Source organism: Avibacterium avium (assembly GCF_900454535.1).
GTDB classification, from domain to species: Bacteria; Pseudomonadota; Gammaproteobacteria; order Enterobacterales; family Pasteurellaceae; genus Avibacterium; species Avibacterium avium.
On sequence record NZ_UGSP01000001.1, the window covers coordinates 141,322 to 155,986 of the forward strand.

Here is a 14,665-nt window from a genome sequence, read left to right on the forward strand (position 1 = left end):
CGGGAGTATGATAGCAAATTATGGCTTAGCTGGGTATGATTGAATGGAATCCCGCCAAATTAATTTAGGTTCTAGCAAAATAGATTGTTCGCTTTTATGGGGATTTTTAATGCGTTCTAGCAGGGTTTCCACCGCAAGTTTGCCTAATTCGGCTTTAGGTTGATGAATGGTGGTGAGCGGTGGGGCGAGATATTGAGCCAAGGTAATATCATCATAGCCAATCACAGAAAGATCTTGCGGAATACGCAAACCATTTTGCCACGCCACTTGATAAACGCCCACTGCAATCGTGTCGCTACACGCAAACACAGCCGTAGGCCGTTTGCCCGCTTGTAACAGCTTTTTCATTCCTTCCACGCCACCTTCAAAATCAAAATGGCTTTCGATAATCCATTCATCACGAATGACTAACTGATGTTCGTTTAAGGCTTTTTTATAGCCTTGTAAACGATTTTGCGCTAGGGATTTATTCAGATTTCCTGTGATAATCGCAATCTCTTTATGCCCTTGCTCAATTAAGCATTTTATCGCAAGATATGCACCAAGTTCAGAATTTTCATAAATTTTATCCGCACTTAATGCTGTTGGCCACCAGTCCATAATCACCATTGGCAAGGCAACATCAAGCTGTTTAAGAAAAGAATGGTGGCTATCAGAATACATTAACAACAAGCCGTCCACCTGTTTTTGAATCAGCGTTTGAATATTTTGCTCTAAGCGTTCTTCATTGCCATCTAGGCTTGAAATAATCAGATTATAATCGTGCTGATTACAATATTGCTCAACGCCACTCACCACTTCCGCAAAAAAAGGGTTGTTGGTTGCGGTAACCAACATTCCTAAGGTTTTGGTTTGCTTGATTTTCAAACTTCTCGCCAAGGCGGAAGGGCGATAATTAAGCTCTTTGACAACTTTCATTATGCGTTCTCGCATTGCTTCGCTCACATAGCCCGTATTATTAATCACGTGCGACACGGTGGAGGTGGAAACCTGCGCAATGCGTGCAATGTCTTTCATTGTTGCCATAATGACTTCTCAAGTGGTTATTTACTAAATAGTTGTCATTCTAATGAGCCTGAGCCAAAAAATCGAGCGTTTCTTGCCGAGTAGGAATGGAGGTTTGTGCGCCTAAACGGGTAACACTTATTGCTGCGGCGGCTTGGGCAAAATGAATGGCTTGATTTAACGATTTGCCCTCTAATAATGCCGTCATCAACGCGCCATTAAAGGTATCCCCAGCGGCGGTGGTATCCGTTGCCTGCACCACAAAGCCCTGCACGATTTCTTGTTGATTTTGATGGCTAACAAAAACCCCTTTCGCACCTAAGGTAATCAATACCATTTCCACCCCTTTTTGATGAAAAACTTGCGCAGATTGCACCGCACTTTGGTAATCCACCACTTTCACGCCTGTAAGAATTTCGGCTTCTGTTTCATTTGGCGTAATCATTGTTAGCTGAGCCAACAATTCATCAGGCAGAGGCTGTGCAGGCGCGGGATTTAGCACCACTTGTTTACCTGCTTGTTTCGCTAACTTCGCCGCACACAGCGCACCGCCCAAGGGGGTTTCCAATTGCATCAGCAAGGCATCGCTCTGCTCAATCATATGAGCAAAAGACTGCACCCTATCAGCATTCAGATAAGCATTCGCCCCCGCGGAAATCACAATGCTATTTTCGCCGCTGTCTGCCACTTGAATCATTGCGATCCCTGTGCGAGCCTGTGTAACTTCAGAAATGGCCGCCGTATTCATTCCCGCTTGCGCGAAAGATTTTTTCATCTCCCGCCCAATATCGTCATTCCCTACACAAGCGATAAAATTCACCTTCGCCCCCAAGCGTGCTGCTGCCACCGCTTGATTTGCCCCCTTTCCGCCATACACCACTTGATAATTACGTCCCGACAAGGTTTCCCCCGGCTGCGGGAAATGCGACACTTGGATAAGATGATCTGCGTTAATACTGCCGAGAATGGTTAGGGTTGAATTGTGCATAGTTATTCCTTAATAAAAATCACGAAAAAAAGCACCGCACTTATATTTTGTGCATATTGCGAAATACATTGATTAAAACGTGATGAAACGCAAAAATATTTCGCAATATACCCAATATACGAAAGTGAAATTCAAGGCGAATACTAAATCCGCCTTGAATCATTAAAGGATTATTGACTGACTACTTTTAATGGCACAGGGATTTGTGCTTCAACAGCTTCGCCTTTAATCACTTTGTCAGCAGTCTGCACGCCTAATGCACCGATTAACTCTGGTTGTTGTGCGATAGTTGCGGCTAATTTGCCACTTTTTACTGCTTTTACGCCATCATCTGTACCATCAAATCCAACAATTAACACGGATTTATTCGCTGCTTGAACAGCTCGAATTGCACCGAGTGCCATTTCATCATTTTGAGCAAATACCGCTTGCACATTTGGTTGCGCAGTGAGTAAGTTTTCCATTACATTTAAGCCTTTGGTGCGATCAAAATCTGCAGGCTGACTGGCTAATACGTCAAATTTATGTGCTTCTACCGCTTGTTTAAAACCTTCACCACGCTCACGCGCAGCAGACGTTCCAGCAATACCTTCTAATTGAATGACTTTCGCATTATTTCCTAATTTTTCTGCGATGAAATCCCCTGCCATTTTTCCGCCAGCCACATTATCAGAAGCAATATGGCTCACCACTTTACCTTGCGCTGCGCCGCGGTCTAAGGTAATCACAGGAATATTTTTTTGATTTGCCATTCGCACAGCACTCGCTACTGCGGTAGAATCCGTTGGGTTAATCAGTAATACTTTTGCACCACGTACGGTAACATCTTCAACATTCGCCAGCTCTTTCGCTGGATCGTTTTGTGAATCTAAGACTACAAGGTTATAGCCCAATTTATCCGCTTCTTTTTCCGCCCCTTCTTTTAGGGTAACGAAAAACGGATTATCTAAAGTTGAAACGGCTAATGCAATGGTCTCTTTTGCCACCACCGCTTGGCTAACAGCCGAACCAAGAATCACTGCGGACGCCAGTAACGTTAATTTTTTCATACACATCTCCTTTCATTAGGTGAGTTTAAGTTAAGCATTTTTTCGACTGAAAAAATGATCGGTAAGTACAGCTGCCAAAATAACGATTGATTTTGCAATCATTTGATAGTAAGAAGAAATATCTAATAAATTCAAGGCATTATTTAAGAACCCAATAATCAGCGCACCAATTAATGTGCCAAAGATACGCCCTTTTCCGCCCATTAAACTTGTGCCACCGACAACAACTGCGGCAATCGCATCAAGCTCATAGGACACACCCGCGGTTGGCTGTGCGGAAGATAATCTTGAAGTCACAATCAATCCTGCAACGGTGGCTAAAAATCCGCTTACTGCATACACGAATATTTTTACTTTATCCACATTAATGCCTGATAAACGGGTTGCCGATTCATTGCCACCTAGGGCATAAATATAACGTCCCATTGGGGTATGTTTTAAGATATACCAAGCAACAAGGAAAATAATTGCCATTAACCAAATTGGGAAAGGAATATTGAATAAATACCCTGTTCCAAGGAAAGAAAATTGATCTGCCACATCAGAAAAACCCAGACTGATTGGTCGCCCATCGGTATAAACCATTGTTACGCCACGCAATAAGGTCATTGTTACCAAGGTAGCAATGAAAGCCTGAACGTTACCTTTCGCGATAATCACTCCGCTGATGCCACCTAATAAGGTGCCACAGAGTAAAACAAGGGGAATCACAATGAAAATAGATAAATCAAGGTTCACCAGTGAGGCGGCAATCGCGCCAGTTAATGCCAATACCGATCCTACTGAAAGATCGATCCCAGCAGTTAAAATCACAAAGGTCATTCCCACTGCGATAATGGCATTGACTGAGGTTTGACGCAAAATATTCAGCAAATTATCCATTGTGAAAAAATTCGGATTAATGCTAGAAACAATTACAATCAAGACAATTAAAGCCAAAATTGAACGTTGCTCAATCAGGAAATTTTTTAATTTTGTTGTTGTCATAATTTATCCTTTTAATGCTGTTGCGTGATAGCGACCGTTAAGAGCTTTTCTTGGCTCACTTCTTCACGCAAGAATTCACCACGAATTTCGCCATTATTCATCACCAAAACGCGATCACTCATACCAATAATTTCTGGCATATCGGAAGAAACCACGATAATGCTCATTCCTTCTTCTTTAAACTTATTGATTAACTGATAAATTTCCTTTTTTGCTCCCACATCAATACCACGGGTTGGCTCATCTAAAATTAAGACATCAGGCCGTGTCATCAACCCTTTGGCAATCGCAACTTTTTGCTGATTACCGCCTGATAACAAGCCGATCGTTTGATCCATTGAAGGGGTTTTCACATTAAACAGTAGAATAAAATCATTGACGGTCATTTTTTCAGCTCTGTGATCGATCGTCCCATTCTTAGTGAGCTGCTTTAATGCGGTGAGTGTCATATTTTCTTTAATTGACATTCCCAACACCAAGCCATCACCTTTACGATCTTCAGAAATATATACAATGCCATTATTTAAGCCATCTTGCGGAGAACGAATCGTCAAAGCACGATTATGTAGAAAAATCTCACCGCTCTTTTTCGGTAACGCACCATAAATGAGTTTCATCAATTCCGTTCTGCCTGCCCCCATTAAACCTGACACGCCAAGAATTTCACCGCGATTTAACTGAAAAGACACGTTATTAACGCCCTGCCCCGTCAAATTTTGCACGCGTAATACTGGCTCACCAATAGGGCTATCAAGATGGGGGTATTGTTCTTCCAGCTTTCTACCCACCATGAGTTCAATAAGCTGTTCTTCATTAATGGCGGAAAGCTCACTTTCTGCAATAAACTCGCCATCACGTAAAATAGTGACATCATCACAAATAGTAAAAATATCTTGCATTCGGTGAGAGATAAATACGATCCCACAACCTTCCGCTTTCAATTCTCGAATGACGTCAAACAGGGCTTGAGTTTCAGAATCGGTTAAGGCATCGGTTGGCTCGTCCATAATAATCACCTTGGCATCAAAACTTAATGCTTTGGCGATTTCGATCATTTGCAACTCACCTAAGGAAAGTTTTGCGACAGGTGTTGAAGGGTGATGTTTAACTTTCAAACGTTGCAGCAATTTTGCGGATTCCTCCGTCATTTTAGCCCAGTCAATACCGCCCAATTTATGGGTAAACTCCCGCCCTAAGAAAATATTTTCGGCAATGGTTAAATTAGGAATAATATTGAGTTCTTGATGAATAATACTGATTCCCGCTGACTGAGAAAATTTCGGATTTTTATACCGCACTTTCTCTCCGTGAAAATAAATCTCTCCGCTATCTTGCTGATAAATCCCAGTGAGAATTTTCATCAAGGTTGATTTGCCTGCACCATTTTCCCCCATTAATGCCATCACTCTCCCCGCATAAACAGACAAACTCGCATTATGCAATGCACGCACGCCAGGGAAGGATTTACAAATGTTGTCTAATCTTAAAATGGGTTTCATCACGCCCCCTTAAAATGGTACACCTGAAACAAGAATGATATTGGCATAAGGCGTACATTCGCCCGAACGTACTATGGCTTTGCTCTCTTGACTCAAGGTTTTAAATTCTTCGTGGGATACATAATCCACAGTAATTTCGTTATTTTGTTGTCGCGCTAATTGTTCAAGTTTCTGCAATAACGCTTGATGAATGCTCGGATTTTTGTGTTCAATTTCTTTGGCTAAAATCACTCGCTCCACAAAACATTCGCCTACTACGGCATCAAAAACCGATAAAAAACTCGGAATCCCTGCACTCAAAGCAAGATCTACGGTTTCCATTTCCACTGGAATGGGTAAGCCTGCATCACAGATTGTTAAAAAATCCGTATGCCCTAGCTGTGCTATTTGTAATGACAGCGGTGCATTCAAAATTCCTGTTTTCTTCATATTGCCTCCCTAAAAACCATATCGAAACGTTTCGATAAAATAAAAATAAAACAACTTAATAAAATTTAAAAGAAAGAATATTTAAATTTGTGAACTAGCTCAAAAAATTTATCTTATCGCCTTAGCAAAACAAGAAAAAATGGAATAATGAATAAAATATTAATGTTAAGGAGAAAAATATGGGCAAAAAAATTATCTTAGATTGCGATCCAGGTCATGATGATGCAATTGCTATGTTATTGGCTTACGGCAATCCCGAGATTGACTTATTAGCCGTTACAACCGTAGTTGGTAATCAAACCTTAGAAAAAGTATCTAATAATGCGCTCGCAATCGCAGAAATTGCAAATATACGAGAAATTCCCTTTGCCAAAGGGGCTGATCGTCCACTTATCCGAGAAGTTGAGATTGCCCCATCAATTCATGGCGAATCTGGATTAGATGGCCCAACTCTCCCTAAACCTAGCCAATCTTTTCATTCTTCACACGCAGTACAACTTATTATTGATTTAGTTATGTCTCACCCCGCTAAAACTATCACGTTAGTGCCCACTGGGGGACTAACCAATATTGCCCTTGCTGCACGTCTTGAGCCTAGAATTATCGAGCGAGTAAAAGAAGTCGTGTTAATGGGTGGAGGTTATCACACTGGTAATTGGAGCGCTGTAGCAGAATTTAACATAAAAATTGATCCAGAAGCCGCACACATTGTATTTAGTGCCGGTTGGCCAGTAACCATGGTGGGATTAGATCTGACACACCAAGCACTAGCTACACCAGATATTATTGAGCGTATTGCGCAAATTGGTACTAAACCAGCCCAATTTGTCGTTGAACTATTAGAATTCTTTGGCAAAATGTACAAACAAGCACAGGGCTTTGATGCGCCCCCTGTACACGATCCTTGCGCGGTAGCCTATGTTATTAATCCTAATTTAATTGAAACACAAAAAGTCCCTGTACATATTGAATTGACAGGTACGCATACGTTAGGTATGACAGTCGCAGATTTTCGCTATCCCCCAAAACCTTGCAACACTCAAGTTGCAACTAAGCTAGATCGTGAAGGATTTTGGGAGCTGGTAATTGATGCAATTAGACGCTTAAACTAGTCAAAATTAGGGAGATTTTGTACCGCACTTTTTATTTCCCTAGGAAAACGATTGCGAAATGTAAAAAATTCCTTGATTTCTATTTTGAATGTGGTATCAATAACAGCATTAAAAGCGGAATGCTTAAATCGGATTCAGACAATGACAAAACTTTATTCTCTTATTGGCATTATTATTAACCTCGTGGTGGTGAACACTGCGGGGTTTTGGCTTGCTAACAAATAGAATAAATTTATAACTCAATTTGTATATAGAAAGCCCCTCGCAGAGATCTTCGAGAGGCTTTTTTTATAGCGATTAATAACCAGAAAGGTGGAATATGAACGGTGCAAGATTAGTAACGGAGTGCTTGAAAGCACACAATGTGGATATTGTATTTGGCTATCCAGGTGGGGCGATAATGCCAGTTTATGATGCCATTTATGATTCGGGTTTGGAGCATTTGCTCTGTCGCAATGAGCAAGGCGCGGCAATGGCAGCCATTGGCTATGCCAGAGCCAGTGGGAAAACCGGGGTGTGTATCGCCACATCAGGCCCAGGGGCAACCAATTTAATCACAGGATTAGGCGATGCCTTAATGGATTCCATTCCTGTGGTGGCCATCACCGGGCAAGTTGCTTCGCCATTGATTGGTACAGATGCTTTCCAAGAAGCCGATGTTCTGGGCTTATCCCTTGCTTGTACGAAGCATAGTTTTATTGTGCAAAGTATTGATGAATTGCCAGAAATTATCGCCAAAGCGTTCCAAATTGCACAAAGTGGTCGCCCTGGCCCTGTGCTTATTGATATTCCAAAAGATGTGCAATTTGCCGAAACCGATTTGCAACCTTTCACGCTTCCTGTGGAAAAACCGACCGCACTTAATCCTGCAGAATTGGAAAAAGCGGTGGAATTATTGAAAAATGCCAAACGCCCAGTGGTGTATGTTGGCGGTGGAGTGGGAATGGCGAACGCCGTACCAGCCTTGCGTGAGTTTTTAGCCACCACAGAAATTCCAAGTATTTCCACCTTAAAAGGCTTGGGCGCAATTTTGCCTGAAACCCCTTATTATATGGGAATGATTGGTATGCACGGCACCAAAGCCGCCAATTTAGCTACACAAGAATCGGATTTATTATTAGTGTTTGGCGCGCGGTTTGACGATCGTGTAACGGGCAAATTAGACACCTTTGCACCGCACGCTAAAGTGATTCATTGTGATATTGATGTGGCAGAATTAGGCAAATTACGCCGTCCAGATGTGGCGTTGCGTGGTGATTTAAGCGAAGTTTTCCGTGCCTTAACAATGAAATTAGATTTGGCAGATTGGCATAAAGAAATCAATAAGTTAAAACAAGATTTTGATTTCCGTTATGCTGAAAATCAAGGCAAACAACCCATTAACCCTTGGTGGTTGCTTAACACGGTTTCTAACCAAAAAGCGAAAAACGCCATTGTAGTTACTGATGTGGGGCAACATCAAATGTGGTCAGCACAGCATATGAAACATTATGCGCCTGAAAATTTCATCACTTCAGCAGGCTTTGGTTCAATGGGCTTTGGCTTGCCAGCGGCGATTGGCGCGCAGAAAGCTCGTCCAAATGATGATGTCATTTTAATCACCGGTGATGGGTCATTAATGATGAATGTGCAGGAACTCGGCACAATTAAACGTGGCAAAACGCCGGTAAAAATCATTTTATTAGACAACCAACGCTTAGGAATGGTGCGTCAATGGCAAACCCTATTCTTCCAAGCGCGCCATAGTAATACGATTTTAGATGACAACCCTGATTTCGTGACACTTGCATCCGCCTTTGATATTAAAGGCGAGCGGATTGAATCTGGCGAAGAAGTGCAAGCGGCATTAGATCGCTTATTCCAAGCGGAAGGCGCTTATTTATTACATATTTGTATCCCAGCAGAAGAAAACGTGTGGCCACTTGTGCCACCAAATGCCTGTAACGTGGATATGCTTGAAGAATAATAGAAAAGGAATTGTGGGGAAAATTATGCAACAGTATGAATTATTAATCCGCGCCAACAGACGCCCAGAAACCTTAGAGCGTTTATTACGCGTAATGCGTCATCGCGGTTTTGAAGTGATTAAATTACAAACTGAAAGCCAACAACAAGAAATCACCTTGCACGTTGTAGTGCAAAGTGAAAGAGCGGTGGAATTATTGGTAAATCAATTAGTTAAATTGCCAGATGTGTTGGAATTAAAGTAAACATTCGCTGCGAATGAGAAGTTTAAATGAATAAAAGTTGGAGAGATTATGCCTAAATTACGTTCCGCGACCAGCACACAAGGTCGCAATATGGCAGGGGCGCGCGCGTTATGGCGCGCCACAGGAATGAAAGAAAATGATTTTGGTAAGCCGATTATCGCCGTAGTCAATTCTTTCACCCAATTTGTACCGGGCCACGTTCACCTAAAAGATATTGGACAATTAGTGGTGCAACAAATTGAGCAAGCCGGCGGTGTAGCAAAAGAATTTAACACCATTGCCGTTGATGATGGCATCGCAATGGGACACGGCGGAATGCTGTATTCCTTGCCTTCTCGCGATTTAATCGCCGACAGTGTGGAATATATGGTAAATGCTCATTGTGCAGACGCAATGGTGTGTATTTCTAACTGCGATAAAATCACCCCGGGAATGTTGATGGCCGCGCTGCGCTTGAACATTCCAACAATTTTTGTTTCTGGCGGCCCGATGGAAGCGGGAAAAACCAAACTTTCTGATCAAATCATCAAGTTAGATTTGGTGGACGCTATGGTGCAAAGTGCGGATAAAAATGTGTCAGATTCTGATGTAGAAGCCATTGAGCGTTCAGCCTGCCCAACTTGTGGTTCTTGTTCAGGAATGTTCACCGCAAACTCAATGAACTGTTTAACCGAAGCCTTAGGCTTAAGCCTGCCGGGTAACGGTTCTTGCTTGGCAACCCACAAAGATCGTAAACAGTTATTCTTAGATGCGGGCAAACAAATTGTTGAACTTTGCCAAAAATATTATCAGCAAGATGATGAATCCGTATTGCCACGTTCCATCGCCACTAAACCTGCATTTGAAAATGCAATGAGCTTAGATATTGCAATGGGCGGCTCAACCAATACCGTATTGCATTTATTGGCCGCAGCGCAAGAAGCGGAAGTGGATTTCACTATGGCAGACATTGACAGACTTTCTCGCCGCGTGCCTTGTTTAAGTAAAGTAGCGCCGAACACTGCCAAATATCATATGGAAGATGTACATAGAGCGGGTGGAATTATGGCAATTTTAGGCGAGTTAGATCGTGCAGGATTGCTTGATAACCAAACTCGCACCGTATTAGGTTTAAGCCTAGCTGAGCAAATTGCCAAATACGACATTATGCTCACTCAAGATGAATCCATTCGTGAATTCTATCGTGCAGGGCCTGCGGGTATTCGCACCACTCAAGCCTTCTCACAAGATTGCCGTTGGGACAGCCTTGATGACGATCGCGAGAACGGTTGTATTCGTAGTAAAGCCTTTGCTTATAGCCAAGACGGCGGATTAGCAATGCTTTCCGGCAATATCGCCTTGGACGGCTGTATCGTTAAAACCGCGGGCGTTGATGAATCCATCTTAAAATTCACCGGCAAAGCCATTGTCTTTGAAAGCCAAGAAGATGCGGTAAACGGCATTCTTGGCGGCAAAGTGCAAGCAGGACACGTTGTGGTCATTCGTTACGAAGGGCCAAAAGGCGGGCCGGGTATGCAAGAAATGCTTTACCCAACCAGCTATTTAAAATCAATGGGCTTAGGCAAAGCCTGTGCGTTATTAACTGACGGCCGTTTTTCTGGCGGTACTTCAGGCTTATCTATCGGACACTGCTCGCCAGAAGCCGCGGCAGGCGGGACAATCGGCTTGGTGAAAGACGGCGATACCATTGAGATCGATATTCCAAATCGCTCAATCCAATTAATGGTATCGGAACAAGAATTAAGCGCACGCCGCGCAGAACAAGATGCGAAAGGCTGGAAGCCAGCAAATCGTCAGCGTGAAGTGTCTTTCGCACTCAAAATGTACGGCTATTTCGCCACTTCAGCGGATAAAGGCGCGGTACGAGATCGCTCCAAATTAAGCGACTAAATAAAATGGCCGCACCTGTAAATCAAAGTGCGGTCGTTTTTTCGCGAATTTTTATAATTTCTGCCTAAATTTAGGCATACAAGGAAAGCAAAATGCAAAAAATGCTAAAACAGCATATTAAATTTTTCACCAGTTTGATCTTGGTGGTTCTCTCTTTTATGGCATTTCGCCTACTCTCGCAAGGCGATATTAGTACCGATCTCATTTATTCTTGGGATATGGGAATGAGCCTATATTTATTTTGGACATTTTGGACAATTCGCCAACAGCATCGTCATCGCGAGCAGATGACCGCAGTGCTACAAGAGCGCCAAGCAGGGACAAAAGCAATGTTCATCATCGTGAGCGTGATTATCGGTGCTTGTATTGTGGCATTGGTTCGCTTAGTGAGCATTGCGCAAAATCTTCCGCCAATGGAAAAAGCGTGGCATATCACTTTAGCGATTATTTCCATTTTCCTTTCTTGGTTGGTGATCCATATTCTGTTTGCTATTCGCTATGCTCATTTGTTCTATCACGCGAAAGTTAGCGGTGAACCAATGCCACTGCAAATTCCACAAAGCAATGGGCAAAATGGCTATCAAACCGAGCCAAATTACTATGATTTTATCTACACCGCCTTGATTATCGGCACATCAGCACAAACGGCCGATGTGATGTTTTCTTCAAGAGCGGGGCGAATTTTGGGCGGAATTCACAGCATTGTCGCCTTTATTTTCAACGTAACCGTGCTTTCCTTATTAATTAACATTATTTCTGGTTTTATTTAAGGATAATAAAATGACAACCCTTGCATTTAACAATCCCACTCCGAGCGGAGATGATTATTTAAAAACCATTTTGAAACTGGGATCTGTGGTGTATCAAGCCGCGCAAACAACCCCTTTGCAACCGATGGATAAACTTTCCGCACGGTTGCACAATCAGGTTTTAATTAAGCGTGAAGATCGCCAGCCTGTGCATAGCTTTAAATTGCGTGGCGCTTATGCAATGATCGCCGCCTTAAATGATGAACAACGCCAAGCTGGCGTGATTGCGGCTTCTGCGGGCAACCACGCGCAGGGTGTGGCACTATCCGCCAAATTACTGGGCTTGAAAGCATTAATCGTGATGCCACAAAATACGCCGAGCATTAAAGTAGATGCGGTGCGCCGTTTTGGGGGTGAAGTGCTACTTTACGGAGCAAACTTTGATGAAGCCAAAGGCAAGGCAATTGAACTTTCTAAAACTAAAAATATGACGTTTATTCCCCCTTTCGATCACCCTTTAGTGATCGCAGGACAAGGGACATTGGCACTTGAATTGTTACAACAATCGTCCAACATCGACCGCGTTTTTGTGCCAGTGGGCGGGGGCGGCTTAGCCGCAGGGGTTGCCGTGCTAATCAAACAATTAATGCCAGAAATTAAAGTAATCGGAGTGGAAAGCAAAGATTCAGCTTGCCTGTATCACGCCTTAAAAGCGGGGCAACCAGTGGATTTAGAGCGAGTGGGCTTATTTGCCGATGGCGTGGCAGTAAAACGCATTGGCGATGAGACTTTCCGCTTATGCCAGCAATATCTTGATGATGTGGTGCTGGTGGACGGCGATGAAATTTGTGCCGCAATGAAAGATATTTTTGAAAATGTACGCGCAATTGCAGAGCCGTCAGGGGCAGTTTCGCTGGCAGGGCTAAAAAAATACGTCAAAGAAAATAATATTCAAGGGGAAACCTTGGTGAATATTTTATCGGGCGCCAACCTGAATTTCCACACATTGCGTTATGTATCTGAGCGTTGCGAAATCGGTGAAAAACACGAAGCAATGCTTGCGGTAACCATTCCTGAAGAAAAAGGCAGCTTCTTACGTTTCTGCCATTTGCTTGGCGATCGTGCCGTTACGGAATTTAACTACCGCTATGCGGATCAAGCACAAGCTTGCATTTTTGTCGGAGTGAGAATTCGTGGTGAAGATGAGAAAAATGAAATCATCGCGCAGTTGCAACAGCACGGCTATTCCGTGATGGATCTCTCTGATGATGATGTAGCGAAAACTCACATTCGCTATATGATCGGCGGACGCTCATCAAGTAAAGCCAAAGAACGCTTATACAGCTTTGAGTTTCCAGAACAAAAAGGTGCGTTACTTAAATTCCTTGAAATGCTAGGCACGCACTGGAACATCTCACTGTTCCACTACCGCGCCCACGGCGCAGACTACGGCAATGTGCTTGCAGGCTTCCAATTAGATGAAAACGATGAAATTCGCTTCAACGCCCATTTGGAAGAATTAGCCTATACTTATCAAGACGTTACCAACAGCCCAGCGTATAAGTATTTTTTGGGATAAGTTAAAACACAAAAAAGAAAAACCACCGCAACGAAAGTGCGGTGGTTTTTTCATTATTTTTAATAAAAAAATCTGCTCTTTAAAAAACTTAACTTTAAAGAGCAGATTAAAATAGAATATTTAAATCAAACAATAAATTATTTCAACGCGTCTTTTAATGCTTTACCAGCAACGAACGCAGGTACTTTAGATGCTGGGATTTGGATTTCCGCACCAGTTTGTGGGTTACGTCCTGTGCGTGCTTTACGCTCGCTTACTTTGAATGTACCGAAGCCGATTAGCTGAACAGCATCACCCGCTTTTAAGCTTGCTTCAATCGCAGCTAGAGTTGCTTCTAACGCTGCTTTAGCTTGTTTTTTGTTTAACTCTGCTGCACTTGCAATTGCATCAATTAAATCCGTTTTGTTCATAAATTAGTACCTTCTCTATTTTTTGATTAAATTAAGAGTGTTAGGATACGCCTAACGCCTAAGTCAATAATAAATACTGTATGCACAGTGTGGTAAAGAATAAATCAACTTCTATATAAAGCAAAGCAATAAATAGCAAAAATGTAATCTAAATCACATTATTGACTAATTTCTATACCAATATTTGAGATTCCTTCTGCGCGAATTTCATTTTTAAGGGCTAAAATCAAGGAAACATCGCGTTCTTCGCACTCTCGCAGCGCACGGTAGATCTGCCATTGCACATCTAATTCTTGTTCAATTTCTTCACTTGCTTTGAGTTCTTGCTCGGATAATTCGCGGTCTAAATTGGTTTCCAATAATCCGATAACAGTTTGTAAAGAAATCAAACTCACTTGTACGGCGTGCTCTAAGGTTTCACCTGCAATTAGGCTATGCAATAATTCAGAAAGTGCTTCGCAGGCCTCAATCGCTGGCACAACGCCGTAAAAATCATAATTGTTCACATCAGGGATAATTGCCTCAAATTTTTCGAGCTGATTATCAAAATTGATGTGGGCATCTTTCACGGTTAAATATTCCCAGGTTAAATTTAGAATATTTTGATAAATTCTGCTTTGCGCGGGCTGTTCCGTAACTTGGCAAAAAAGCTGAAAATTCGGCAACATTCGCTCACACAGGCACGCCATAAAAGTGAGATGTTGCCAACTAGCTAAATTTTCTAAGCGTTTATGAATAGGATTTCGCATTGTTTATCC

The 14,665-nt window shown here is 42.5% G+C and carries 14 protein-coding genes; 6 read left to right on the top strand and 8 right to left on the bottom strand.

All coding sequences use genetic code 11. The features are described 5' to 3' along the window. Positions 1-18: 18 nt before the first annotated feature. The 6 genes from DYC50_RS00780 to rbsD all read right to left on the bottom strand — a co-directional run bounded on the left by DYC50_RS00780 (position 19) and on the right by rbsD (position 5,957). Complete coding sequence (locus tag DYC50_RS00780; RefSeq protein ID WP_115248613.1) at positions 19-1,026, bottom strand: substrate-binding domain-containing protein; 1,008 nt, start codon at positions 1,024-1,026, stop codon at positions 19-21. 40 nt (positions 1,027-1,066) lie between these two features. Then, on the bottom strand, positions 1,067-1,993 hold the full coding sequence (rbsK, locus tag DYC50_RS00785; protein ID WP_115248614.1) for a ribokinase: 927 nt from the start codon (positions 1,991-1,993) through the stop codon (positions 1,067-1,069). A 170-nt stretch (positions 1,994-2,163) separates the two neighbouring features. Further along, positions 2,164-3,042 (bottom strand): ribose ABC transporter substrate-binding protein RbsB, encoded by an 879-nt coding sequence (gene rbsB / locus DYC50_RS00790; RefSeq protein ID WP_115248615.1) that lies wholly within the window; start codon positions 3,040-3,042, stop codon positions 2,164-2,166. Between the two features lie 30 nt (positions 3,043-3,072). Beyond that, positions 3,073-4,029, bottom strand: coding sequence for a ribose ABC transporter permease (gene rbsC / locus DYC50_RS00795; protein WP_115248616.1), 957 nt, complete (start codon positions 4,027-4,029; stop codon positions 3,073-3,075). Positions 4,030-4,040: 11 nt separating this feature from the next. Then, positions 4,041-5,528, bottom strand: coding sequence for a ribose ABC transporter ATP-binding protein RbsA (gene rbsA, locus DYC50_RS00800; RefSeq protein ID WP_115248617.1), 1,488 nt, complete (start codon positions 5,526-5,528; stop codon positions 4,041-4,043). A 9-nt stretch (positions 5,529-5,537) separates the two neighbouring features. After that, complete coding sequence (gene rbsD, locus DYC50_RS00805) at positions 5,538-5,957, bottom strand: D-ribose pyranase (protein ID WP_115248618.1); 420 nt, start codon at positions 5,955-5,957, stop codon at positions 5,538-5,540. 179 nt (positions 5,958-6,136) lie between these two features. On the opposite strand from rbsD, the gene uriH reads away from it, so the two are divergent. The 6 genes from uriH to ilvA all read left to right on the top strand — a co-directional run bounded on the left by uriH (position 6,137) and on the right by ilvA (position 13,497). Beyond that, the gene (gene uriH / locus DYC50_RS00810) at positions 6,137-7,069 is read left to right on the top strand and encodes a uridine-preferring nucleoside hydrolase UriH (protein ID WP_115248619.1); all 933 of its coding nucleotides are present in this window, start codon (positions 6,137-6,139) and stop codon (positions 7,067-7,069) included. Positions 7,070-7,388: 319 nt separating this feature from the next. Further along, on the top strand, positions 7,389-9,035 hold the full coding sequence (ilvG, locus tag DYC50_RS00815) for an acetolactate synthase 2 catalytic subunit (protein ID WP_115248620.1): 1,647 nt from the start codon (positions 7,389-7,391) through the stop codon (positions 9,033-9,035). A 25-nt stretch (positions 9,036-9,060) separates the two neighbouring features. Further along, positions 9,061-9,279 (top strand): acetolactate synthase 2 small subunit, encoded by a 219-nt coding sequence (gene ilvM / locus DYC50_RS00820; protein WP_115248621.1) that lies wholly within the window; start codon positions 9,061-9,063, stop codon positions 9,277-9,279. Between the two features lie 48 nt (positions 9,280-9,327). After that, a complete protein-coding gene (ilvD, locus tag DYC50_RS00825; RefSeq protein ID WP_115248622.1) occupies positions 9,328-11,169 on the top strand; it encodes a dihydroxy-acid dehydratase in 1,842 nt (613 codons plus the stop codon). Positions 11,170-11,261: 92 nt separating this feature from the next. Further along, entirely contained in the window at positions 11,262-11,939 is a 678-nt protein-coding gene (locus DYC50_RS00830) for a DUF1345 domain-containing protein (RefSeq protein WP_103855936.1), read from the top strand. 10 nt (positions 11,940-11,949) lie between these two features. Then, the gene (gene ilvA, locus DYC50_RS00835) at positions 11,950-13,497 is read left to right on the top strand and encodes a threonine ammonia-lyase, biosynthetic (RefSeq protein ID WP_115248623.1); all 1,548 of its coding nucleotides are present in this window, start codon (positions 11,950-11,952) and stop codon (positions 13,495-13,497) included. Between the two features lie 137 nt (positions 13,498-13,634). On the opposite strand, the gene DYC50_RS00840 is transcribed toward ilvA, so the two are convergent. Both DYC50_RS00840 and DYC50_RS00845 read right to left on the bottom strand, forming a co-directional pair. Beyond that, the gene (locus DYC50_RS00840; RefSeq protein ID WP_115248624.1) at positions 13,635-13,907 is read right to left on the bottom strand and encodes an HU family DNA-binding protein; all 273 of its coding nucleotides are present in this window, start codon (positions 13,905-13,907) and stop codon (positions 13,635-13,637) included. 158 nt (positions 13,908-14,065) lie between these two features. Continuing rightward, on the bottom strand, positions 14,066-14,656 hold the full coding sequence (locus DYC50_RS00845; RefSeq protein WP_115248625.1) for a YjaG family protein: 591 nt from the start codon (positions 14,654-14,656) through the stop codon (positions 14,066-14,068). Positions 14,657-14,665: the final 9 nt, after the last annotated feature.

Excerpts from the sequence above, each read along its gene's own strand:
- DYC50_RS00780 (WP_115248613.1), bottom strand. The coding sequence starts at position 1,026 with ATGGCAACAATGAAAGACATTGCACGCATTGCGCAGGTTTCCACCTCC.
- ilvM (WP_115248621.1), top strand. The coding sequence starts at position 9,061 with ATGCAACAGTATGAATTATTAATCCGCGCCAACAGACGCCCAGAAACC.
- uriH (WP_115248619.1), top strand. The coding sequence starts at position 6,137 with ATGGGCAAAAAAATTATCTTAGATTGCGATCCAGGTCATGATGATGCA.
- rbsK (WP_115248614.1), bottom strand. The coding sequence starts at position 1,993 with ATGCACAATTCAACCCTAACCATTCTCGGCAGTATTAACGCAGATCAT.
- rbsD (WP_115248618.1), bottom strand. The coding sequence starts at position 5,957 with ATGAAGAAAACAGGAATTTTGAATGCACCGCTGTCATTACAAATAGCA.
- ilvD (WP_115248622.1), top strand. The coding sequence starts at position 9,328 with ATGCCTAAATTACGTTCCGCGACCAGCACACAAGGTCGCAATATGGCA.
- rbsB (WP_115248615.1), bottom strand. The coding sequence starts at position 3,042 with ATGAAAAAATTAACGTTACTGGCGTCCGCAGTGATTCTTGGTTCGGCT.
- rbsA (WP_115248617.1), bottom strand. The coding sequence starts at position 5,528 with ATGAAACCCATTTTAAGATTAGACAACATTTGTAAATCCTTCCCTGGC.
- DYC50_RS00840 (WP_115248624.1), bottom strand. The coding sequence starts at position 13,907 with ATGAACAAAACGGATTTAATTGATGCAATTGCAAGTGCAGCAGAGTTA.
- ilvG (WP_115248620.1), top strand. The coding sequence starts at position 7,389 with ATGAACGGTGCAAGATTAGTAACGGAGTGCTTGAAAGCACACAATGTG.
- DYC50_RS00845 (WP_115248625.1), bottom strand. The coding sequence starts at position 14,656 with ATGCGAAATCCTATTCATAAACGCTTAGAAAATTTAGCTAGTTGGCAA.
- rbsC (WP_115248616.1), bottom strand. The coding sequence starts at position 4,029 with ATGACAACAACAAAATTAAAAAATTTCCTGATTGAGCAACGTTCAATT.
- ilvA (WP_115248623.1), top strand. The coding sequence starts at position 11,950 with ATGACAACCCTTGCATTTAACAATCCCACTCCGAGCGGAGATGATTAT.
- DYC50_RS00830 (WP_103855936.1), top strand. The coding sequence starts at position 11,262 with ATGCAAAAAATGCTAAAACAGCATATTAAATTTTTCACCAGTTTGATC.